The following is a 21,979-nucleotide window of genomic DNA, read 5'->3' on the forward strand; positions in this document are numbered from 1 at the left end:
GCCCGCGGGTGCCGCCGCGGCCACCCCGGCCGCCGCCCCCGAGCCCGAGCCGCCCGCCGACGACCTCGCCTGGCGCCGGATGCACCCCGTCACCCCCGCGGTGAAGGGGTGGAAGGTGCTCGCCGCCGTGCTCGCGATCATCGCGTGGAACGCCGCCGACGACGTGCGCCAGCTCGCCGAGTGGCTGGGCGGCCGCGCCTGGCTCGTCATCGCGGGCGTCGTCGTGCTGGTCGCGCTGGTCGGCTTCGGCTACTCGGCGATCGCCTGGCGCATGACCCGGTTCGCCGTCACCGACGAGGCCGTGCACCTGCGCTCCGGCGTGGTGTTCCGCCAGCAGCGCCAGGCCCGGCTCGACCGGCTGCAGGCCGTCGACGTCGTGCAGCCGCTGCTCGCCCGGATCATCGGCCTGTCCGAGCTGCGCCTCGAGGTCGCCGGCGGCGCCGGGTCCGCGGTGTCCCTCGCGTTCCTGCGGGAGGCGGAGGCCGAGCAGCTGCGCGCCGAGCTCCTGGCGCGCGCGGCGGGCCTGCACCCCGGGCGCCGGCCGCGGCCCGCGGGTGCGCCGACCGCCGCCCCGGGAGCCCCGGCGGCGCCCGGCGGCCCGCCGCTCGCCACCACGACCCCCGGCGCGGTCCCGGCCACCGGCCACCCCGCGACCGCCGACCCGGACGCCGCGCTGACCCTCCCGGTCGAGCCGGACGCCGACGGCGGCTGGGAGGGCCCCGCGCCCGTCGCGCCCGAGCACCCGGTCTACGAGGTCCCGGTCGGCCGGCTGCTGGCGTCCACGCTGCTGTCCTCGGCGACGATCTGGCTCGTCGTGATGCTCGGCGCCGTCGGCGCGCTGATCGCCGGCACCGGCCAGGTCGGCTCGGCGTTCGCGCTGCTGCCCGCCCTCCTCGGCGTCGTGTCGTACACCTGGACCCGGTTCAACCGCGGGGCGAACTTCCGCGCGGCGATCTCGCCGGACGGGATCCGGCTGCGGCACGGCCTGACCGAGTCGCGGGCGCAGACCGTCCCGCCGGGCCGGGTGCAGGCCGTGCGGGTCACCCAGGGGCTGCTGTGGCGGAAGCCGGACTGGTGGCGGGTCGAGGTGAACGTCGCGGGCTACGGCAGCAGCGGCGACCAGACCCAGACGGAGAACGTGCTGCTGCCCGTCGGCACCCGGGACGAGGCGATGCTGGCGCTGTGGCTGGTGCTGCCCGACCTGGGCACCGCGGACCCGCGCGCCCTCGTCGAGGCGGGGCTGACCGGCCGGACGGCCGACGGCGGCTGGGCCGTGGCCCCGCGCCGGTCGCGGTGGCTCGACCCGATCGGCTGGCGGCGGCACGGCGTGACCGTGACCGACCGCGCGCTGGTGCTGCGCTCCGGGGTGCTGGTCCGCCAGCTCGTCGTCGTGCCGCACGAGCGGACCCAGTCGCTCGGGCTGGAGCAGGGGCCGCTGCAGCGCCGGCTGGGGCTGGCGTCGTTCCAGCTGCACTCCACGCCCGGTCCGGTGTCGCCGCGGGTCGACCACCTCGACCGGCGGGTCGCCGCGGGCCTCCTCGACGAGCAGGCGACGCGGGCCCGGACCGCGCGCGCCGGGGCGGGGCCGGAGCAGTGGATGCGCCGGGCATGACGCGGCTGGGGATCGGCGTCGTCGGCGCGGGCCGGGTCGGCGCGGTGCTGGGCAGCGCCCTGGGCGCGGCCGGGCACCCGGTGGTCGGCGTCAGCGCGGTGTCGGAGGCGTCCCGGGAGCGGGCCGACGCGCTGCTGCCGGGCGTCCCGGTGCTGGACGTGCCCGAGGTGGTGCGCCGCGCCGAGCTGGTGCTGCTCGCCGTGCCGGACGACGCGCTCGCGGAGCTCGTGGCGGGCCTCGCGGCGACCGGCGCCTGGCAGCCCGGGCAGATCGTGGTGCACACCGCCGGCCGCTACGGGGCCGCGGTGCTCGACCCGGCGCGCGCGCAGGGGGTCATCCCGATCGCGCTGCACCCGGCGATGACCTTCACCGGCACGTCGCTCGACCTGTCCCGGCTGGTCGGCTGCACGTTCGCGGTCACCGCGCCGACGCCGGTGCTGCCGATCGGGCAGGCGCTGGTGGTGGAGATGGGCGGCGAGCCGGTCGTGCTCGACGAGGCCGCGCGCCCGCTCTACCACGCGGCCCTGGCGCACGGCGCGAACCACCTGGTCGTGCTGGTCGCGCAGGCGGGGCAGGCGCTCGCCGCGGCGGGCGTCGCCGACCCCGGCGCGGTGCTGCGCCCGCTGCTCACCGCCGCGCTGGACGGGGCGCTGCGGGCCGAGTCGGCCGGCGGCGGGCGGGACGCCGACGGCGACGTCACCAACGGCGCCGTCACGACGCTGACCGGCCCGGTGCGGCGCGGCGACGCCGGCACCGTCCGCGACCACCTCGACGAGCTGACCGACCTCGGCGTCCGCACCGGGGCGACGGACGTGGCGGCGTCCTACCGGGCGCTGTCCCGCGCGGCGACCGGGCGGGCGCTGGCGGCCGGGCTGCTGCGCGCCGAGCAGGGCCGGGCGCTGCTGGACGTGCTGGCCACGGGGGACCCGGCGGCGGAGGCCGCGCCCGGGTCAGCGCCGGCGGGCGCCGGCACCCCGCCCGCGCCGGCCGGACCCCCGGGTGGTGCGGGCCCGGCTCACGCCGGGGGGCCGGACGGGAGTACGGTGCACGGCGCGCACGACGACGAGGGCGCGGGCGGCGGCGACCCCGCGCCCGGCGCCGACCAGGAGGACCAGGCATGACCGAGGCACGCACGGGTGCCCCCACGCTGGCGCGCACGCGCCCCGAGCTGGCGGCGGCGCTGGCGGACCGCCCGGCCGGCGGCCGCGCCGTCGTGATGACGATGGGCGCGCTGCACGCCGGGCACCTGTCGCTGGTGCGCGAGGCGCGCGCCCGCGGCGAGCAGGTGGTGGTGACGATCTTCGTCAACCCGCTGCAGTTCGCCCCGTCAGAGGACCTGGACCGCTACCCCCGCGACCTCGAGGGCGACCTCGCGTCGCTCACCGGGCCCGACCTGCTGGGGGAGGGCGACGTCGTGTTCGCCCCGGCCCCCGAGGTGGTCTACCCCGACGGCGACCCGGCCGTGCGGGTGTCCGCCGGCGCGGTCGGCACGGTCTACGAGGGCGCGACCCGCCCCGGCCACCTGGACGGCGTGCTGACCGTGGTGCTCAAGCTGCTGCACCTGGTCGGCCCGGACGTCGCGCTGTTCGGCCGCAAGGACGTGCAGCAGCTCGCCGCGGTGCGCCGCATGGTGCGGGACCTGGACGTGCCCGTGGAGGTCGTGGGCGTGCCCACGGTGCGGGACGCCGACGGCCTCGCGCTGTCGTCGCGGAACGCCTACCTGTCGACGGCCGAGCGGGAGCAGGCGCTGGCGCTGAGCCGCGCCCTCGCCGCGGGCCGCGCGGCGGCGGACGCGGGCGGCGACCCGGACGCGGTGCGCGCGGCGGCGCGGGCGGTGCTGGACGGCGCCGCCGTCGGCACGGACTACGTGGCGGTGGTGGACCCGCTGACCTTCGAGGACGTGACGGGCACGGCGGCAGACCTCGCCGGGCGGACGGCCGTCCTGGCGCTCGCGGCCACCGTCGGGGCGACCCGGCTGATCGACAACTCCGACGTGGGGTGGGCGTGACCATGACCTCGCTGCAGCGGCCGATGATGATCGGCAAGATCCACCGCGCGACCGTGACCCAGGCGGACCTGCACTACGTCGGCTCGATCACGGTCGACGCGCACCTGCTGGCGGCGGCCGACCTGCTGCCCGGCCAGCAGGTCGACGTCGTCGACGTGACCAACGGCGCCCGGCTCACCACCTACGTGATCGCCGGCGAGGCGGGCTCGGGGCAGATCTGCATCAACGGCGCCGCCGCGCACCTGGTGCACCCGGGCGACGTCGTCATCCTCATCGCCTACGGGATGCTCTCGGACGCCGAGGCCCGGACCTACGAGCCGCACGTCGTCCTGGTCGACGCCGAGAACCGGATCATGGACACCGGCCACGACCCGGGCACCGTGCCGGAGTCCTGGACCGCGGCGTCCGGGCTGCACCCGAGCGGCGTGCCGTTCGACCAGGGGCGGACGCTGGTGGAGCGGGACGGGGCCGCCGGGTCCGGCGCCGACGCGGTGCGGGACGGGCAGGACCACCCGGTGCGCGACGACCTGGGGGCGGGGGCGAACGACGCCGGGCGGGACGCGGGCGCCGGACGGTGACCCGGCTGGCCCGCCGGCTCGCCGCACCCGCCCCGGGCTGGACCGCCCGGGCGGACGCCGTGGTCGTCGGCTCCGGCATCGCCGGCCTGACCGCGGCGCTCGAGCTCCGGACGCGGGTGCCGCGGGTGCTGCTCGTGACCAAGGACCGGCTCGTCTCGGGGTCGACGGTGTGGGCGCAGGGCGGCATCGCCGCGGCGCTCGACCCGGCCGACTCCCCGGAGGCGCACCTGCGGGACACGCTCGTCGCGGGCGTCGGCCTGTGCGACCCGCGGGCCGTCGAGGTGCTCGTGACCGAGGGCCCCGCGCGGGTGCGCGAGCTGGTCGCGCGCGGCGCGGTGTTCGACACCGAGCCCGACGGCACCCTCAGCCTGACCCGGGAGGGCGGCCACCACGCCGACCGGGTCGCGCACGCGGGTGGCGACGCCACCGGGGCCGAGATCTCCCGGGCGCTGGTCGCGCAGCTCGCGGCCGTGCAGGCGGACCCGGGCATCGAGGTCATCGAGCACGCCCTCGTGCTCGACGTGCTCACCGGCGCCCCCGGGCGCGCCGGCCGGCCCGGCCCGGTGTGCGGCGTGACGCTGCACGTGATCGGCGAGGGCAGCCGGGACGGCGTCGGCGCCGTGCTCGCGCCGGCCGTGGTGCTGGCGACCGGCGGCATCGGCCAGGTGTTCCGGTCCTCGACCAACCCCGTGCAGGCGACCGGCGACGGCCTGGCCGCGGCGCTGCGCGCGGGCGCGGCGGTCGGCGACCTGGAGTTCGTGCAGTTCCACCCGACCGTGCTGTGGCTCGGCGCCGGCGTGAAGGGGCAGCTCGCGCTCATCTCGGAGGCGGTCCGGGGCGAGGGCGCGCACCTCGTCGACGTCGAGGGCCGCCGGTTCATGGTCGGCGTGCACCCGCTGGCCGAGCTCGCGCCGCGGGACGTCGTCGCGAAGGCGATCGTCCGGCAGCTGGCCCGCACCGGCGCCGACCACGTGCTGCTGGACGCCCGGCACCTCGGCGCCGAGCGGATCCGCCGGCGGTTCCCGACCATCGGCGCCCGGCTGGCCGAGCACGGCCTCGACCTCGCGACCGACCTGGTCCCGGTCGCCCCCGCGCAGCACTACCACTCGGGCGGCGTCGTCACCGACCTGGTCGGCCGGTCGACCCTGCCCGGGCTGTACGCGGTCGGCGAGGTGGCGTGCACCGGCGTGCACGGCGCGAACCGGCTGGCGTCGAACTCGCTGCTCGAGGGCCTGGTGTTCGCGCACCGCGCCGCGCACGACATCGCGCACCGGGTCGAGACCGGCGCCCTGCGCCCCGCGGAGCCCGTCGAGCGTCCCGGCCCCGAGGCGCTGGTCGCCGGCGCCGCCCGGTCCCGGGTGCAGCGGATCGCCACCGACGGGCCCGGCGTGCTGCGGTCCGCGGCGGGCCTGGCGGCGGCCGCGCAGGCGCTCGCGGCCGTGCGGACGGACGCGCACCGCGCCGTCGAGGGCGGCGAGCGGCCGGTGGCGGACCCCCAGGTCGCGGAGTGGGAGACCACGAACGTGCACCAGGTCGCCACGGTGCTGACCGCGGCGGCGGCGACCCGGCGGGAGACGCGGGGCGGCCACCTGCGCAGCGACCACCCGGACCGCGACGACGCGCGGTGGCTGGTCCGCGTGGAGGCGACCCTGGCCCCGGACGGCGAGCTGACCCAGCGCCTGACCCCCCAGGACTGACGGCTCGGGGCTCGAGTGGAACGTCCTGACCGACACGCGCTGGGCGTGTCGGTCAGGACGTTCCACTGGACGCCGGCCCGGCTCACGACGAGCACCTCTCGGGCGGCCCTAGGCTTCCGGGGTGACCACGCCCGACTCCCTCGACCCCGCCTGGCTCGCCCGCACCGTCGCGGTCGCCCTCGACGAGGACCTCGGCCCCGCCCCGGGCCGCGACGTCACGACCCAGGCCACGGTCGCCCCGGACGTCCCGGGCGTCGCCCGCCTGGTGGCCCGGGAGGCCGGGGTCGTCGCCGGCCTGCCGGTCGTCGCCGAGGTGCTGCGCCAGGTCACCGACCGCCTCGGCCTCGCCCCGGCGACGGTCGACCAGCGGGTCCCGGACGGCACCGCCGTCGCGCCGGGCGACGTGCTGGCCGTGCTGACCGGCCCGGTCCAGGCGCTGCTGGTCGCGGAGCGCACCGCGCTGAACCTCGCGTCCCGCGCCTCCGGCGTCGCCACGCACACCCGCCGCTGGGCGGACGCCCTGGCCGGCACCGGCGCGCAGGTGCTCGACACCCGGAAGACCACCCCCGGCCTCCGGGAGCTCGAGAAGTACGCGGTGCGGCGCGGCGGCGGCACGAACAAGCGCATGGGCCTGCACGACGTGGCGATGGTGAAGGACAACCACGTGGTCGCGGCCGGCGGGGTCGCCGCGGCGGTCGAGGCGGTGCGCGCGCGGTTCCCCGACGTGACGATCCAGGTCGAGGCGGACACCACCGAGCAGGCGCTGGAGGCCGTCGGCGTCGGCGCGCGGTTCCTGCTGCTCGACAACATGCCGACGCCGGTGCTCGCCGCCACCGTCGAGGCGGTCCGCGCGGGGGAGGCGGCCACGGGGCGCGTCGAGCTCGAGGCGACCGGCAACCTCACGCTCGACCGGGCCGCCGAGGTGGCCGCGACCGGCGTCGACTACCTGTCCGTCGGCGCGCTCACGCACTCCTCGCCGATCCTCGACCTCGCGCTCGACCTGGTCGAGGGGGTCTGACCCGCGCGCCGGGGCCGGCTCCCGCGCCCGTGACGGACGGGGCCCCGCCCGCTCGGTAGGATTCCGGGCGTGACCGAGCCCCAGCAGACGCCCGCCGTCCCCGCCGCCGACGACCTCCCCGAGCAGCTCCGGGTCCGGCGCGAGAAGCGGGACCGGATGCTGGCGGAGGGCGTCGAGCCGTACCCGGTCGGCGTCCCGCGCACGCACACCATCGCCGAGGTCCGCGCCGCGCACCCCGACCTGGAGCCCGGCCAGGAGACCGAGGACGTCGTCGGCGTCGCCGGCCGCGTCGTGTTCCTGCGCAACACCGGCAAGCTGTGCTTCGCCACGCTGCAGGACGGCGAGGGCAACCGGCTGCAGGCGATGCTGAGCCTGGCGAACGTCGGCGAGGACCGGCTGGCCGCGTTCAAGGCCGACGTCGACCTGGGCGACCACCTGTTCGTGCACGGCACGGTCGTGGCGTCCCGCCGCGGCGAGCTGTCCGTGATGGCCGACGCCTGGACCCTCGCGGCGAAGTCGCTGCGCCCGCTGCCCAACCTGTACGCGAAGGGCGACGAGGAGGCCCCGGAGCTGTCCGAGGAGGTGCGCGTCCGCCAGCGGTACGTCGACCTCATCGTCCGCCCGGCCGCCCGCGACACCGTCCGGCTGCGCGCCGGGGTCGTGCGCTCGCTGCGGGAGAACTTCCACCGCCGCGGCTACCTCGAGGTCGAGACCCCGATGCTGCAGACGCAGCCCGGCGGCGCCGCGGCGCGCCCGTTCGTGACGCACATGAACGCGTTCGACATCGACCTGTACCTGCGGATCGCGCCGGAGCTGTTCCTCAAGCGCGCCGCGGTCGGCGGCCTGGAGCGCGTGTTCGAGATCAACCGGAACTTCCGGAACGAGGGCGCGGACTCCACGCACTCGCCCGAGTTCGCGATGCTGGAGGCGTACGAGGCCTACGGCGACTACGACACGATGGCCGCGCTGACCCAGGACCTGGTGCAGACCGCCGCGCAGGACGTGCTCGGGACGACGACGATCACGCTGCCGGACGGCGAGGAGTACGAGGTCGGCGGCGACTGGGCGCAGCTCACCATGTACGGCTCGCTGTCCGAGTCGCTCGGCGAGGAGATCACGCCGGAGACGTCGGTCGCGCACCTGCAGGCGATCGCGAACCGGCTCGACGTGCAGCTCGACCCGAAGCGGGTCAGCCACGGCAAGCTGGTCGAGGTGATCTGGGAGCACCAGGTCGGCGACCACCTGCACGCGCCGACGTTCGTGCGCGACTTCCCGGTCGAGACCAGCCCGCTGACCCGCGACCACCGCAGCATCAAGGGCCAGGTCGAGAAGTGGGACCTGTACGTCCGCGGGTTCGAGCTCGCGACCGCCTACTCCGAGCTGGTCGACCCGGTGGTCCAGCGCCAGCGGTTCGAGGCGCAGGCGATCCTCGCGGCCGCCGGCGACGACGAGGCGATGCAGCTGGACGAGGACTTCCTCGCCGCGGTCGAGTACGCGCTGCCGCCGACCGGCGGCATGGGGATGGGCGTCGATCGCCTGCTCATGGCGCTGACCGGCCTCGGCATCCGGGAGACGATCCTGTTCCCGCTGGTGAAGCCCCAGGCCTGATCACCCCCCCGCCGCGCACCCGCCCGGCGGCCCGCCGCGGGCCGCCGGGCGGTGCCGTCCCCGGGCGTACCCTGGTCCGCATGAACCTCGGTCCTGCGCTCGCCGCGCTCATCCCGTCCGTCGGCGTCGGGGTGATCTTCTGGATCGCCATCCGCGCGCTCATCAACGCCGATCGCACGGAACGCGCCGCTTTGGCGCGCATGGATCGCGAGGACGCGGCGCGCGCGAATGAGACGCGCACTTCGCCCGAAATCTGAACCATTGACACGCGTCCTTTGACGCGACGCCATTCGGCTGCCATGCTTTTCCCGTACGCACATATTCGCCGCTCGCCGATCGGGGGCCTGCGACGGCGGCCGATGCTCGGGAGGGCGAAATGGCACAGAAGGTTCAGGTCCTGCTGGTCGACGACATTGACGGCGGCACGGCGGACGAGACGGTGACGTTCGCGCTCGACGGCGTGTCCTACGAGATCGACCTCACGAGCGCCCACGCGGCCGAGCTGCGCGACGCGCTCGGCACCTGGGTCGGCCACGCCCGCAAGGTCGGCGGCCGCTCCTCCGCCGGCCGCAGCAGCGGTGGCGGCGCCAGCCGCCCGCGCCGGTCCTCCGACGCCGGCGCCGTGCGCGCCTGGGCCAAGGAGAACGGCTACGAGGTCTCCGAGCGCGGCCGCATCTCCGCGGAGATCCGCGACGCCTACGAGGCCGCCCAGGGCTGACGCCCGCAGCGCGCACGCGAACGGCCCGGCACCCCGCGAGGGGTGCCGGGCCGTCCTGCGTCCGGCGAATGCGCCGCGCGGGTGAGGTCGGCACAAGCGAGTGCCGACCTCGTCGCGAAGTGCCGACCTCACCGCCCGCCTGCTGACCCGCCCGCCGCCAGGCGGCCGGGCCGCGCGCCGGGCTCAGCCGCGCGTCGCCGTCAGGTCGCGCACCGCGGCGTACTGCTCGCGCACGCGCGGCGCGGCATCGGCCTCGTAGACCTCCGCCTCGCCCGCCGCGGTCCACGCCGGCGGCTGCTCCGACCCGCTCAGCACCCACGCCGCCTGGCGCGCGGCGCCGTCGGCCACGTACTCGCCCGGCGTCGGCACGGCCACGTCGGTCCCGAGCACGGCCGGCGCGATCCGCCGGACGGCCTCGGACTGCGCGCCGCCGCCGATGAGGGACACCCGCTCGACCGGCACGCCCTGCGCGCGCAGCGCGTCCAGGCCGTCGGCGAGCGCGCAGAGCATGCCCTCGACCGCGGCCCGCGCCAGGTGCGCGGGCGTCGTGTTCGCCAGCCGCATCCCGTGCAGCGCGCCGGTGGCGTCCGGCTTGTTCGGGGTGCGCTCGCCCTCCAGGTAGGGGACGAGCACCAGGCCGTCGGCGCCGGCGGGCGCGGACAGCGCGAGCGCGGACAGGCCCGCGTGGTCGACGCCGAGCATCCGCGCCGCGGCGTCCAGCACCCGGGAGGCGTTGAGCGTGCAGGCGAGCGGCAGGTAGGCGCCGGTCGCGTCGGCGAACCCGGTGACCAGGCCGGAGCCGTCGGCGGTCGGCGTGGCGGACACCGCGGACACGACGCCCGAGGTGCCGATGGAGATCGCGACGTCGCCGGCGACCATGCCGAGCCCGAGCGCGGCGGCGGCGTTGTCGCCCGCCCCGGCGCCCAGCGCGGCGCCCGCCCGCGCGAGCGCGGTGTCCCCGGCGACCCCCGCCGCCTCGCCCGCTCCGACGACCCGCGGCAGCACGACGTCGTGGCCGAGCGCCAGCTCCAGCAGGTCGCGGCGGTAGTCCTCGGTGAACGGCGACCAGTAGCCGGTGCCCGACACGTCGGACCTGTCGGTCGTGAGCGCCGTGAGGTCGGCGTTGCCCGGGCCGTACCCGGCGAGCCGCCAGGTCAGCCAGTCGTGGGGGAGCGCCACGGCGGCGACCCGCGCGGCGGCGTCGGGCTCGTGGTCCCGCAGCCAGCGCAGCTTGGTGACCGTCAGCGACGCGACGGGCACCGAGCCGATCGCGTCGGCCCAGGCCTGCGGGCCGCCGAGCTCGTCGATCAGCGCGAGCGCGGACGGCGCGGACCGGGTGTCGTTCCACAGCAGCGCGTCGCGGACGACCTCGCCGTCGGCGTCGAGCGCGACCATGCCGTGCTGCTGCCCGCCGACCGCGACCGCGTCGACGTCGTCGAGCCCGCCGGCGTCCCGCACGGCGGTCTGCAGCGCGTCCCACCAGTGCCGCGGGTCGATCTCGGTGCCGTCGGGGTGCGACGCGCGGCCGGAGCGCACCAGCGCCCCGGTCTCGGCGTCGCGCACGACGACCTTGCAGGACTGGGTGGAGGAGTCCACCCCGGCGACCAGGCCCATGCTGCTTCCTCGCTCTTGCTGGTAGGGGAGAAGCGCCGAGGTCGAGGGTTCCACGCGAAACCGGGGGCAGGGACCCTCGACCTCGCCGGAAACCCTCGACCTCGGCGGTGGTGCGTGCGTCAGCGGGCGCCGAGCGCGTGCTCCAGCGCGAGCTGGTTCAGGCGGACGAAGCCGAAGCCGCGGGCGGCGACGCCCTCGACGTCGAAGTCCTCGTACGCGGACCGGTCGGCCAGCAGGTCGGCCAGGGTCTCGCCCTCGCCGATCGTCGGCTGCGACAGCTCGAGCACGCCGGACGCCTCGAGGGCCTCCTGGACCTCCGGGTCGGCGCGGAACGCCTGCGCGCGCTCCTTGAGCAGCAGGTAGGTCGCCATGTTGGCCCGGGCCGACTCCCACACGCCGTCGAAGTCCTCGGTGCGGGACGGCTTGTAGTCGAAGTGCCGCGGGCCGTCGTAGCGCGGGCCGCCGGACGGGAAACCGTTCTCGATCAGGTCGACGGTGGCGAACGCGGAGAACAGGTCGCCGTGGCCGAACACGAGGTCCTGGTCGTACTTGATGGACCGCTGGCCGTTCAGGTCGATGTGGAACAGCTTGCCGGCCCACAGCGCCTCGGCGATGCCCTGCGTGTAGTTGAGGCCCGCCATCTGCTCGTGGCCGGTCTCCGGGTTGAGGCCGACGATGTCGCCGTGCTCGAGCTTCGCGATCAGCGCGAGGGCGTGGCCGATCGTCGGGAGCAGGATGTCGCCGCGGGGCTCGTTCGGCTTCGGCTCGATGGCGATCCGGAGGCCGTAGCCCTTCTCCTTGATGTACGCGGCGACGGTGTCGATGCCCTCGGCGTACCGGTCGTGCGCGGCGTTCAGGTCCTTGGCGGAGTCGTACTCCGCGCCCTCGCGGCCGCCCCACATGACGAACGTGTCGGCGCCGAGCTCGGCGGCCAGGTCGACGTTCCGGATGACCTTGCGCAGGCCGTAGCGGCGCACGCGGCGGTCGTTCGACGTGAACGCGCCGTCCTTGAAGATCGGGTGGCTGAAGGTGTTGGTCGTGACCATCTCGACCGTGATGCCGGTGTCGGCCAGCGCCTGCTTGAACCGGCCGAGGATGCGCTCGCGCTCGGCGTCGTCGGAGCCGAACGGCACGACGTCGTCGTCGTGGAAGGTCACGTGCGCGGCGCCGAGCTCGGCGAGCTTGTGCACCGACTCCACCGGGTCGAGCCACGGCCGGCTCGCGGAGCCGAACTGGTCCTGGGCGTTCCAGCCGACGGTCCAGAGACCGAAGGAGAACTTGTCGTCGCGGGTGGGCGTGCGCACCATCGTCTGCTCCTCATCGAGTAACCCTGCGGGGTTTGTCTTGTGAGTGAACTTATACGCGGGACCGGCTAGGGTCAACCGCGTGACCGACTCCGCCGCGCCGCCCGAGGCGCCCGCCGCCGACCCCGGCGCGGCCCGCCCGGCTGTCGCGGGCCCGGCCGCGCGCCGCCGGGTGCCGGCCCGGCAGGGCTCGCTGCGGGAGCACAACCTGGCCCTCGTGCTGCGGCACGTGCTGGACGCCGCGGACCCCGCGGCGGCCGGCGGCGCGCCCGCCGCGCCCGCCGCGCCGCCGTCCCGCGCCGACGTCGCCACCGCCACCGGGCTGACCCGCGGCGCGGTGTCCGCCCTGGTCGACCTGCTGATCGGCGCCCGCCTGGTCGCCGAGCTGCCGCCCACGGCCACCGCCCGCGCGGGCCGCCCCGCGGTCCCGCTGGTCCCCGCGTCCGGCACCGTCGTGGGCCTGGGCGCCGAGGTGAACGTCGACTACGTGGGGGTGCGCGCGCTCGACCTCGCCGGGCACGTGGTCGCGCACCGGGAGACCCGCGGCGACTACCGGCACAGCGATCCCGCGCGGGTGCTCGGCGTGCTCGCGGCGCTGGTGGGGGAGGTCCGCGCGGCCCTGCCCGCCGGGGCCCGGCTGGCGGGCATGTGCCTCGCGCTGCCCGGGCTCGTGGACCGCGGCACCGGCCCGCTCCGGCTCGCCCCGAACCTCGGCTGGCGGGACGTCGACGTCGTGGCGCTGCTGGCCGGCCACCCGGAGGTCGACGGCCTGGCGGTCCGGCTGGCGAACGAGGCGAACCTGGCCGCCCGCGCCGAGGCGCGCGCCGGCGCCGCCGGGCAGTCGTTCCTGTACGTGTCGGGCGAGGTCGGCATCGGCGCGGCGATCGTGCTCGACGGCGAGGTGTTCGCCGGGCGGCACGGCTGGAGCGGCGAGCTGGGCCACACCGTCGTCGACCAGCAGGGGCCGCGGTGCACCTGCGGGGCGCGCGGCTGCCTCGAGCAGTACGCGGGCAAGGACGCGCTGCTGCGCGCGGCCGGGCGCGACGTCGAGGAGCCGGTGGACGCGCTGCTCGCGGCGGCCGGCGCCGGCGACGAGCGCACGGCGCGGGCGCTGCGGTCCGCGGGCGAGGCGCTGGGCGTCGCGCTCGCCAACTTCGTCAACCTCGTGGACGTCGAGCGGGTGGTGCTCGGCGGGATCTACGCGCCGCTGGCGCCGTGGCTGACGGACGCCGTCGTGGCGCAGCTGCGGACGCGGGTGCTCGCCGCGGCCTGGGCGGACGCGCGGGTCGGCGTCGCCGCGGGCGGGGAGCACGCGGCGATGGACGGCGCCGCCCTGGTCGTCCTCCGCGCGGTCGCCGACGACCCGGCCGCCTGGCTGCCCGCCCCCGCCGCCTGACCCCGCACCGCGGACGCCGGTGCCGCGGGCGGGCGGACTCGGCGGGAGCGGGCGCCGTCGCCTACAGTCCTCGCCGTGACGGAGCACCTGCGCGACCTGTGGATCGGGACCTACCCCTCGGCCGGGGCGGGGACCCCCGCCGGGCTCGGCGAGGGCATCTGGCGGGTCGGCCTGGCCGCGGACACCGGGCGCCTCGTGGACCCCGTGCTCGTGGCCGAGACGCACGCGCCCTCGTTCCTGGCCGTGGACCGGCAGGCCGGCCTGCTGCTCGCGGTCGGCGAGCACGCCGGCGGCACCGTGTCGGCGTTCCGGGTCGGGACCGGCGCGGACGGCCGGCCCGCCCTCGCCCGGACCGGCACCGCCGGCAGCGGCGGCGACGACCCGTGCCACGTGCTGCTCGACCCGGAGGGCCGGGTGGCCTACGTCGCCAACTACTCCTCGGGCTCGCTGGCGGTCCTCGAGCTCGGCCCGGACGGCCTCGCCGCGGACGCCCCCGCCCAGGTGCTGACCCACACCGGCTCCGGCCCCGACGCCGAGCGCCAGGAGGCGTCGCACGCCCACTTCGCCGCGCTGACCCCGGACGCCGCGCACCTGCTGGTCTGCGATCTCGGCACCGACGAGATCCGCCGGTACCGGCGCGACCCGGAGACCGGCCTGCTCACCGAGGACGGGATCGCCGCGACGCTGCGCCCCGGCTCCGGCCCGCGGCACCTGGTGTTCTCCGCCGACGGCCGGATCGCGTACGTCGCCTGCGAGCTCGACGTCACCGTCGCCGTGCTGGCCTGGGACGCGGCGACCGCGTCCGGCCGGGTGGTGCAGCACGTCCCCGCCGCCGAGGACGGCGCGCCGGCGGGCGCCGGCGGGCGCCCGCTGCCTTCGCACATCGACCGGGCCGGCGACCGCGTGCTGGTCGCGACCCGCGGCACCGACGTGCTCGCGACCTTCGCGCCCGGGCCCGACGGCACGCTCGCGCCCGCGGGCCAGACCGCGCTGCCCGGCGCGTGGCCGCGGCACTTCGCGGTCGTCGAGGGCTGGACCGTCGTGGCGGACCAGCGCGGCGACTCGCTCACCGTGCTCCGGGACGGGGCCGTCGTCTCGACCGTCGCGCTGCCGGCCCCGGCGTGCGTCGTGCCGGCGTGACCGCCGGTCCCGCGGGCGCGCCCGGCGCCGCCCCCCGCACCCTCCCGCCGCTGATGCCGGGGCCGCACCTGCGGCGGCTCGACGTCATCACGGTCGTCGCGACCTTCGGCGGCCTGCTGTTCGGCTACGACACCGGCGTCATCAACGGCGCGCTGGACCCGATGGTCGCCGACCTCGGGCTCACCCCGGCGACCGAGGGCCTGGTCACCAGCAGCCTGCTCGTCGGCGCGGCGATCGGCGCGCTGCTCTGCGGCCGGCTCGCGGACCGGGTCGGCCGGCGCCGCACGCTCGTGGCGCTCGCCGTGGTCTTCTTCGTGGGCGCGCTGGGCAGCGTCGCCGCCCCGTCGTTCGAGGTCATGGCCGCGACCCGGTTCGTGCTCGGCCTCGCCGTCGGCGGCGCGTCCGTCACGGTGCCGGTCTACCTGGCCGAGCTCGCGCCGACGGAGCGCCGCGGCGCGATCACGGGGCGGAACGAGATCGCCATCGTCGTCGGCCAGCTCGCGGCGTTCGTGATCAACGCGGTCATCGGCACCGTGTGGTCCGACCACCCCGGCGTCTGGCGGTACATGCTCGCGGTGCAGGCCGTGCCGGCGGTCGCGCTGTTCGCGGGGATGCTCCGGATGCCCGAGTCGCCCCGCTGGCTGCTGTCCCGCGGCCGGGAGGACGACGCGCTCGCGGTGCTCCGCCAGGTGCGCGACCCGGGGCGGGCGGCCGCGGAGCTCCGCGAGGTCCGCGACCTCGTCGCCCTCGAGCGCACCGACGCCGCGCGCGGGCAGGGCGGCTGGGGGGAGCTGCGGCTCGCGTGGGTGCGGCGGCTCGTGCTGATCGGCGTCGGCGTCGCGGTGGTCAACCAGCTCGGCGGCATCAACGCCGTCATGTACTACGGCACCCAGCTGCTCCGGCAGTCCGGGTTCAGCGGGGACGTCGCCCTGGTGGCGAACGTGCTGAACGGCGTGTTCTCGGTGCTCGGCATGCTCATCGGCCTGCGGGTCATCAACCGGGTCACCCGGCGCGGGCTGCTGCTGGTCGGGCTCACCGGCATCATCGCGTCGCACCTGCTGATCGCGCTGTGCTCGGCGGCGATCCCGGAGAGCACCGGCCGGTCGGTGGCCGTCACGTTCTTCCTGGTGCTGTTCGTGGGCTTCAACCAGTCGTCCGTGGGGCTGGTCTGCTGGGTGATCCTGGCCGAGCTGTTCCCGCTGCGGGTCCGCGGCTTCGCGATCGGGCTGTGCGTGTTCTGGAACTGGGCGGCGAACGCGGTCATCTCCGGGTTCTTCCCGTCGGTGGTCGCCGGCATCGGGGTCAACGGGACGTTCCTGCTGTTCGCGGCGCTGAACGTGCTGTCCTGGCTGTTCGTGCGGTTCGTGCTCCCCGAGACCCGGGACCGGTCGCTCGAGCAGCTGGAGGAGGACTTCCGGGCCGCGCGCCCCTGACGCCGGGGACGGTGCGCCCGACCGGATCCCACCCGGGTGGTCGGCGTCACGCGGTGCGTACCCCCGCGGATGGCCGACAATGGGGGGAGTCCGCCCGTCACCGTCCCCCTCCCGGAGCCCCGTCGTGCCGCACGAGCCGCAGCGCATCGCCATGCTGTCCGTGCACACCTCGCCCCGGGACCAGCCGGGCACGGGCGACGCCGGCGGGATGAACGTCTACATCGCCGAGCTGGCCCGGGCGCTCGCCCGCCGCGGCGCCGCGGTCGAGATCTTCACCCGCGCCACCTCGTCGGCGCTGCCGGAGTCCGTGCACCTCGACGAGCACGACGACCGGGTGCTCGTGCACCACGTGCCCGCCGGCCCGTACGAGGGGCTGGACAAGAACGACCTGCCCGGCCAGCTCTGCGCGGTGACCGCGGGCGTGCTCCGGGTCGGCGCCGCCCGGCCCGCCGGCTGGTTCGACGTGCTGCACAGCCACTACTGGCTGTCCGGCCAGGTCGGCTGGCTCGCGGCGGAGCGCTGGGACGTGCCGCTGGTGCACACCATGCACACGATGGCCCGGGTGAAGAACGCCGCGCTCGCGCCGGGGGACAGCCCCGAGCCGGCGACCCGGGTGATCGGCGAGGAGCAGGTGGTCGCCGCCGCCGACGCGCTGGTCGCGAGCACCGCCGAGGAGGGCCAGGACCTCGTCGGCATGTACGACGCCGACCCCGAGCGGGTGCACGTCGTCGCGCCGGGCGTCGACCTCAGCACGTTCCGGCCGCGCGCCGACCGCGCCGCCCTGCGCCGGGACCTCGGGCTGCCGGTCGACCGGGACGTCGTGGTGTTCGCGGGCCGGGTGCAGCCGCTCAAGGCGCCGGACGTGCTCGTGCGGGCGCTGGGCGTGCTCCGTGCGACGGGCCGGCCGGTCCCGCTGCTGGTCGTGCTCGGCGGGCCGAGCGGCCGGGCGACCGCGCTCACCGAGCTGCAGGCGCTCGCCGCGACCTCCGGGGTCGCGGACGACGTGCGGTTCCACCCGCCGGTCGCGCGCGCCGACCTCGCCCGCTGGTTCGGCGCGGCCGACCTCGTGGCCGTGCCGTCGCGCAGCGAGTCGTTCGGGCTGGTGGCCGTCGAGGCGCAGGCCGCGGGCACCCCCGTCGTCGCGTCCGCGGTCGGCGGGCTGCGGTCCGTGGTGCAGGACGGCGTGTCCGGGCGGCAGGTGCGCGGGCACGACCCGGCGGTGTGGGCGGACGCGCTGGCGACGGCGCTCGCGGACCCGGCGTCGCGCACGACCTGGCGGGCGGGCGCCCGGCGGGTGGCCGAGCAGTACGGCTGGGACGCGACGGCCGAGCAGGTGCTCAAGGTCTACGCCCTGGCCGCCGAGCGCCGCGCGCGCGTCGCGGTGTGACGGCGCCCCGCCGGGCTCAGGACGCGGCGACCGGCTCCAGGACCAGGACCGGGATCACCCGGGACGTGCGGGTCTGGTAGTCCGCGTAGTCCGGGTACGCCTCGACGGACCGCGCCCACCACAGGTCGCGCTCCGCGCCGGAGACCTCGCGCACGGTGTAGTCGGCCTTCGCCGGGCCGTCCTGCAGCTCGACCAGCGGGTGCGCCAGCAGGTTGTGGTACCAGACGGGGTGCTTCGGGGCCCCGCCGAGCGACGCGACCACGGCGTACGCGCCGTCGTGCTCCACCCGCATCACGGGGATCTTGCGGACCTTCCCCGACCTCGCCCCGAGCATGGTCACGACGACGACGGGCATCCCGCGCATCGTGGTGCCCTCCGTCCCGCCGGAGCTCTCGATGAGCTCGACCTGGTCGCGCGAGCGCTTGTCGGTGCTGGGCTGGTACTCCCCGGTGATCGGCATGCCCGGTGCAACGCCGCGCGGGGGCCCGGGTGTTCCGCGGGCCGAACGTCCCCCGACGCCCGGGCGCCGGGTGCGGCAGGATGGGACCCATGACCTACACCCTCGTTCTGCTCCGCCACGGCGAGAGCGAATGGAACGCGAAGAACCTGTTCACCGGCTGGGTCGACGTCGCGCTCTCCGAGAAGGGCGTCGCGGAGGCCAAGCGCGGCGGCACGCTGCTCACCGACGCCGGCGTGCTGCCGGACGTGGTGCACACGTCGCTGCTGCGCCGCGCCATCACGACCGCGAACTACGCGCTCGACGCCGCGGACCGCCTGTGGATCCCGGTCAAGCGCTCGTGGCGCCTGAACGAGCGCCACTACGGCGCGCTGCAGGGCAAGGACAAGAAGCAGACCCTGCAGGAGTACGGCGAGGAGCAGTTCATGCTCTGGCGCCGCTCCTACGACGTCCCGCCGCCGGACATCGAGCTCGGCTCGGAGTTCTCGCAGGACAGCGACCCGCGCTACGCCGGCGAGCCGATCCCGCGCGCCGAGGCGCTCAAGCAGGTGCTCGACCGCGCGCTGCCGTACTGGGACGCGGAGATCGTGCCCGACCTGAAGGCCGGGAAGACCACCCTGGTGGCCGCGCACGGCAACTCGATCCGCGCGATCGTGAAGTACCTCGACGACGTGGACGACGCGACGATCGCCGGGATCAACATCCCGACCGGCATCCCGCTCGTCTACCACCTGGACCCCGAGACGCTGAAGCCGACGAATCCGGGCGGCACCTACCTCGACCCCGACGCCGCCGCCGAGGCGATCGCCGCGGTCGCGAACCAGGGCCGCTGACCGGCAGCACGCAGCACGCGCGAGGGGCCCGGGCCGACACCACGTCGGCCCGGGCCCCTTCGTCGTCCCCGGGCCGCCGTCGTCCTCGCGCGGCGCGCCCCGGACACGACGAGGCCCGTCCCCCCGTGCGGCGGGGGAGACGGGCCTCGTGCGCGGACGGCCGTCCGCGACGTCAGCGGGTGCCGGGGGCGTCGCTCGCGAACTCGCCGGTGACCAGGTAGACGATGCGGCGCGCGACCGAGACCGCGTGGTCGCCGAACCGCTCGTAGTACCGGCCGAGCAGCGTGACGTCGATCGTCTGCTGCGGGCTGCCGGTCCAGGACCCCCCGAGCAGCACGCGGAAGGTCTCCTCGTGCAGCGAGTCGAGCAGGTCGTCGTCGCGCTCGATGCCCTCGGCCTCGGTGAGGTCGTGCGAGCTGAGCACCTGGGTGGTGCGCTGGGCGACGCGGCGCGCGGCCTCGTTCATCTCGGTGAACACCCCGGTCAGCGCGGGGTCGATCGCGGCGTTGGGGTACCGGCCGCGGGCCACCTGGGCCACGTGCCGGGCCAGGTCGCCCATCCGCTCGAGCGTCGCGCTCATCCGCAGCGCGGACACGACGACGCGCAGGTCGGTGGCGACCGGCTGCTGCTGGGCGAGCAGCAGGACGCAGCGCTCGTCGAGGTCGCGCTCCAGCGCGTCGATGGCGAGGTCGTCCGCGATCACCGACTCGGCGAGGGCCAGGTCCTGGCGGAGCAGCGCCTCACCGGCGGCCCCGATCGCGTGCTCGACCCGGCGGCTCATCGCCACCAGGTCGTCCCCGAGCTGCTTGAGCTCGGCCTCGAAGATCTCCCGCATGGCTTCCTCTCGTTCGCGCGCGGTCCGCGCGCGGGCGTGCGTGGGTGCACCAGTCTGGTCCCGGCCACCCACGGTCGCACGCTCCGGTGAACGCGCCGGTGAACGGCAGGTCGCCGCGCGGTGAACGGAGATGAACACTCCGCCCGGCGCCGCCGCGGCGCGGCCGTGCCGGTCCGTGGCACGCCCACGACGACCGTACGCTGGCGCCGTGGACGGTCTCAACGGTCTCGGCGCGCTGCTCGCGGGCGTGCTGGGTCTGCTCACCGGCATCGGGGCGACGCTGGCGTTCCGGTTCAGCGAGCGCGCGCAGCGCAGCGTGCCGCCGCGCCCGGAGCCGGAGGTCGACGACGGCGTGGTCCGGACGCTCGCGGTGCTGCGCTCCGCCGCGGTGGTGCTCGACGACGAGGACCGCGTCGTCCGGGCGAGCCCGCCGGCGTTCGCGCTCGGCGTCGTCCGGGACGGCATGGTCGTGCACGCCGCCGTGCGCGAGCTGATCGCCGACGTCCGCCGCACCGGGCTGATCCGCGACGAGGAGCTGGAGCTGCCGCGCGGGCCCCTCGGCCCGGGCACCGTCATGCTGCAGGTCCGCGTCGCGCAGGTCGCGCCGGGGCTGCTGCTGGTGCTGGCCGAGGACAACACCCAGGCCCGGCGCCTCGAGGCGATCCGCCGCGACTTCGTCGTCAACGTGTCCCACGAGCTGAAGACCCCGGTCGGCGCGCTGTCGCTGCTGGCCGAGACGGTGCAGGACGCCGCGGACGACCCCGAGGCCGTGCGCCGGTTCGCGGGCCGGATGGTCGGGGAGGCGCACCGGCTCTCGGAGCTGGTGCACGAGATCCTCGAGCTGTCCCGGCTGCAGGTGGCCGGCGCGCTGAAGGACATCGCCGTGGTGGACGTCGACGCGGTGGTCGCCGAGTCGGTCGACCGCGCGCGCACCGGCGCCGCCGCGAAGGACATGGGCTTCCAGGTCGGCGGGGAGCGGGGCACCCGGGTGTTCGGCGACCCGACGATGCTGGTCCAGGCGGTGCGCAACCTGCTGGACAACGCGGTCCGCTACTCGCCGCCCGGCACGACCGTGGGCGTCGGCGTGCGCGCCCGCGACGGCCTGGTCGAGATCGCGGTCGTCGACCAGGGCATCGGCATCTCGCCCGAGGAGCAGGACCGGGTGTTCGAGCGGTTCTACCGCGTCGACCCGGCCCGCAGCCGCGAGACCGGCGGCACGGGCCTCGGCCTGTCGATCGTCAAGCACGTCGCGGCCGACCACGGCGGCGACGTGCAGGTGTGGTCGCAGCCGGGCCGCGGCTCCACGTTCACCCTGCGGCTCCCGGTCGCCGTCGGCCAGCCGCCGACCGCGACCGCGGACGACCGTCCGCAGCCCCTCGTCGTCCCCGACCGACCCGGCCCGGCCGCCCCGCGCGCCGCCGCCGCCCACCCCGACACCGCACCGGAGGCCTGACCCCGTGACCCGCATCCTGCTCGTCGAGGACGAGGAGTCCTACCGCGACCCGCTGGCGTACCTGCTCGGCCGCGAGGGGTTCCAGGTCACCACCGCCGCCACCGGGACCGAGGCCGTCGAGGCGTTCGAGTCCGAGGGCGCCGACCTCGTGCTGCTCGACCTCATGCTCCCCGGGATGTCCGGCACCGAGGTCTGCCGCCGGATCCGGCAGCGCAGCGACGTCCCGGTGATCATGCTGACCGCGAAGGACGGCGAGATCGACAAGGTGGTCGGCCTGGAGCTCGGCGCCGACGACTACGTGACCAAGCCCTACTCCTCGCGCGAGCTGCTGGCCCGGGTGCGCGCGGTGCTCCGCCGCCGCCAGACGCCGTCCGGTGGGGGCGCGGCCGGCGAGGACGAGCCCGAGGACGACGGCGTGCTCGCCGCCGGCCGGGTCCGGATGGACGTCGAGCGGCACACGGTCACGGTCGACGACCAGCCGGTGGCGTTCCCGCTCAAGGAGTTCGAGCTGCTCGAGCTGCTGCTGCGCAACGCCGGCCGGGTGCTCACCCGCGGCCAGCTCATCGACCGGGTGTGGGGCACCGACTACGTCGGCGACACCAAGACCCTCGACGTGCACGTGAAGCGGGTGCGGGCCAAGATCGAGCCGGACCCGGGCAACCCCACGCTCCTGGTCACGGTGCGCGGCCTCGGCTACAAGCTGCTGGACGACGAGCCGGCCTGACCGGGCCGGCCGTGACGCGCGCCACGCGGGTCGCCGCCAGGATTGTCCGCTCGTTCACCGTGCGTTCACCCGGCTACGGGAGCCTGGTCACCTGCGCTCCCTAGCGTCGGCGCCAGGTCGCGCACAGACGGGTGCGCGCCGCGTCACGACAGGACGGACAACAC

20 protein-coding genes are annotated in these 21,979 nt (G+C 76.5%); 16 read left to right on the forward strand and 4 right to left on the reverse strand.

The genetic code is table 11. The features are described from left to right. Window positions 1–79: 79 nt before the first annotated feature. The 9 genes from AC3WUG_RS13760 to AC3WUG_RS13800 all read left to right on the forward strand — a co-directional run bounded on the left by AC3WUG_RS13760 (window position 80) and on the right by AC3WUG_RS13800 (window position 9,239). Window positions 80–1,612 carry a PH domain-containing protein gene (locus AC3WUG_RS13760; RefSeq protein ID WP_492328221.1) on the forward strand — a complete coding sequence of 511 codons (1,533 nt, stop codon included), beginning with the start codon at window positions 80–82 and terminating at the stop codon, window positions 1,610–1,612. Further along, window positions 1,609–2,733, forward strand: coding sequence for a Rossmann-like and DUF2520 domain-containing protein (locus AC3WUG_RS13765; protein ID WP_492328190.1), 1,125 nt, complete (start codon window positions 1,609–1,611; stop codon window positions 2,731–2,733). The genes AC3WUG_RS13760 and AC3WUG_RS13765 overlap by 4 nt, the downstream gene beginning before the upstream one ends. Further along, complete coding sequence (panC, locus tag AC3WUG_RS13770; protein ID WP_492328191.1) at window positions 2,730–3,620, forward strand: pantoate--beta-alanine ligase; 891 nt, start codon at window positions 2,730–2,732, stop codon at window positions 3,618–3,620. The genes AC3WUG_RS13765 and panC overlap by 4 nt, the downstream gene beginning before the upstream one ends. Window positions 3,621–3,622: 2 nt before the next feature. Further along, window positions 3,623–4,198 carry an aspartate 1-decarboxylase gene (panD, locus tag AC3WUG_RS13775; protein WP_492328222.1) on the forward strand — a complete coding sequence of 192 codons (576 nt, stop codon included), beginning with the start codon at window positions 3,623–3,625 and terminating at the stop codon, window positions 4,196–4,198. Further along, the gene (locus AC3WUG_RS13780; protein WP_492328192.1) at window positions 4,195–5,895 is read left to right on the forward strand and encodes an L-aspartate oxidase; all 1,701 of its coding nucleotides are present in this window, start codon (window positions 4,195–4,197) and stop codon (window positions 5,893–5,895) included. The genes panD and AC3WUG_RS13780 overlap by 4 nt, the downstream gene beginning before the upstream one ends. A gap of 121 nt (window positions 5,896–6,016) precedes the next feature. Next, a complete protein-coding gene (gene nadC, locus AC3WUG_RS13785; RefSeq protein WP_492328193.1) occupies window positions 6,017–6,913 on the forward strand; it encodes a carboxylating nicotinate-nucleotide diphosphorylase in 897 nt (298 codons plus the stop codon). Window positions 6,914–6,982: 69 nt separating this feature from the next. Next, window positions 6,983–8,521: a lysine--tRNA ligase gene (lysS, locus tag AC3WUG_RS13790; protein ID WP_492328194.1), complete on the forward strand. Its 1,539-nt coding sequence runs from the start codon at window positions 6,983–6,985 to the stop codon at window positions 8,519–8,521. An 80-nt stretch (window positions 8,522–8,601) separates the two neighbouring features. Then, window positions 8,602–8,778, forward strand: coding sequence for a hypothetical protein (locus AC3WUG_RS13795; RefSeq protein WP_492328195.1), 177 nt, complete (start codon window positions 8,602–8,604; stop codon window positions 8,776–8,778). A gap of 119 nt (window positions 8,779–8,897) precedes the next feature. Next, window positions 8,898–9,239 carry a histone-like nucleoid-structuring protein Lsr2 gene (locus AC3WUG_RS13800; protein ID WP_147795459.1) on the forward strand — a complete coding sequence of 114 codons (342 nt, stop codon included), beginning with the start codon at window positions 8,898–8,900 and terminating at the stop codon, window positions 9,237–9,239. A gap of 183 nt (window positions 9,240–9,422) precedes the next feature. Here AC3WUG_RS13800 and xylB read toward each other — a convergent pair whose 3' ends face one another. Both xylB and xylA read right to left on the reverse strand, forming a co-directional pair. Continuing rightward, entirely contained in the window at window positions 9,423–10,853 is a 1,431-nt protein-coding gene (gene xylB, locus AC3WUG_RS13805; RefSeq protein ID WP_492328196.1) for a xylulokinase, read from the reverse strand. Window positions 10,854–10,972: 119 nt separating this feature from the next. Continuing rightward, window positions 10,973–12,160 carry a xylose isomerase gene (gene xylA, locus AC3WUG_RS13810; RefSeq protein ID WP_492328197.1) on the reverse strand — a complete coding sequence of 396 codons (1,188 nt, stop codon included), beginning with the start codon at window positions 12,158–12,160 and terminating at the stop codon, window positions 10,973–10,975. A gap of 79 nt (window positions 12,161–12,239) precedes the next feature. Between xylA and AC3WUG_RS13815 the strand changes: the two genes are divergently transcribed. The 4 genes from AC3WUG_RS13815 to mshA all read left to right on the forward strand — a co-directional run bounded on the left by AC3WUG_RS13815 (window position 12,240) and on the right by mshA (window position 17,513). Then, the gene (locus AC3WUG_RS13815; protein ID WP_492328198.1) at window positions 12,240–13,553 is read left to right on the forward strand and encodes an ROK family protein; all 1,314 of its coding nucleotides are present in this window, start codon (window positions 12,240–12,242) and stop codon (window positions 13,551–13,553) included. A 75-nt stretch (window positions 13,554–13,628) separates the two neighbouring features. Then, window positions 13,629–14,693, forward strand: coding sequence for a lactonase family protein (locus AC3WUG_RS13820; protein WP_492328199.1), 1,065 nt, complete (start codon window positions 13,629–13,631; stop codon window positions 14,691–14,693). After that, window positions 14,690–16,126, forward strand: coding sequence for a sugar porter family MFS transporter (locus tag AC3WUG_RS13825; protein ID WP_492328200.1), 1,437 nt, complete (start codon window positions 14,690–14,692; stop codon window positions 16,124–16,126). Before AC3WUG_RS13820 ends, AC3WUG_RS13825 begins: the two co-directional genes overlap by 4 nt. Window positions 16,127–16,277: 151 nt before the next feature. Beyond that, on the forward strand, window positions 16,278–17,513 hold the full coding sequence (mshA, locus tag AC3WUG_RS13830) for a D-inositol-3-phosphate glycosyltransferase (protein WP_492328223.1): 1,236 nt from the start codon (window positions 16,278–16,280) through the stop codon (window positions 17,511–17,513). Window positions 17,514–17,529: 16 nt separating this feature from the next. Here mshA and AC3WUG_RS13835 read toward each other — a convergent pair whose 3' ends face one another. Beyond that, window positions 17,530–17,973, reverse strand: a complete 444-nt coding sequence (locus tag AC3WUG_RS13835) for a nitroreductase family deazaflavin-dependent oxidoreductase (protein WP_492328201.1) — start codon at window positions 17,971–17,973, stop codon at window positions 17,530–17,532. 89 nt (window positions 17,974–18,062) lie between these two features. Here AC3WUG_RS13835 and AC3WUG_RS13840 point away from each other — a divergent pair, with 89 nt between their 5' ends. Further along, the gene (locus AC3WUG_RS13840) at window positions 18,063–18,803 is read left to right on the forward strand and encodes a phosphoglyceromutase (protein ID WP_492328202.1); all 741 of its coding nucleotides are present in this window, start codon (window positions 18,063–18,065) and stop codon (window positions 18,801–18,803) included. 172 nt (window positions 18,804–18,975) lie between these two features. Here the strand turns inward: AC3WUG_RS13840 and phoU are convergent, their stop codons facing one another. Beyond that, window positions 18,976–19,638 (reverse strand): phosphate signaling complex protein PhoU, encoded by a 663-nt coding sequence (gene phoU, locus AC3WUG_RS13845; RefSeq protein ID WP_492328203.1) that lies wholly within the window; start codon window positions 19,636–19,638, stop codon window positions 18,976–18,978. Window positions 19,639–19,846: 208 nt separating this feature from the next. On the opposite strand from phoU, the gene AC3WUG_RS13850 reads away from it, so the two are divergent. Together AC3WUG_RS13850 and AC3WUG_RS13855 are read left to right on the forward strand one after the other, a co-directional pair. Further along, a complete protein-coding gene (locus tag AC3WUG_RS13850; RefSeq protein ID WP_492328204.1) occupies window positions 19,847–21,091 on the forward strand; it encodes a sensor histidine kinase in 1,245 nt (414 codons plus the stop codon). A 4-nt stretch (window positions 21,092–21,095) separates the two neighbouring features. Then, window positions 21,096–21,815 carry a response regulator gene (locus AC3WUG_RS13855; RefSeq protein WP_492328205.1) on the forward strand — a complete coding sequence of 240 codons (720 nt, stop codon included), beginning with the start codon at window positions 21,096–21,098 and terminating at the stop codon, window positions 21,813–21,815. Window positions 21,816–21,979: the final 164 nt, after the last annotated feature.

The sequence above is a fragment of the Cellulomonas sp. EB106-03-03-XG116 genome (assembly GCF_058792015.1).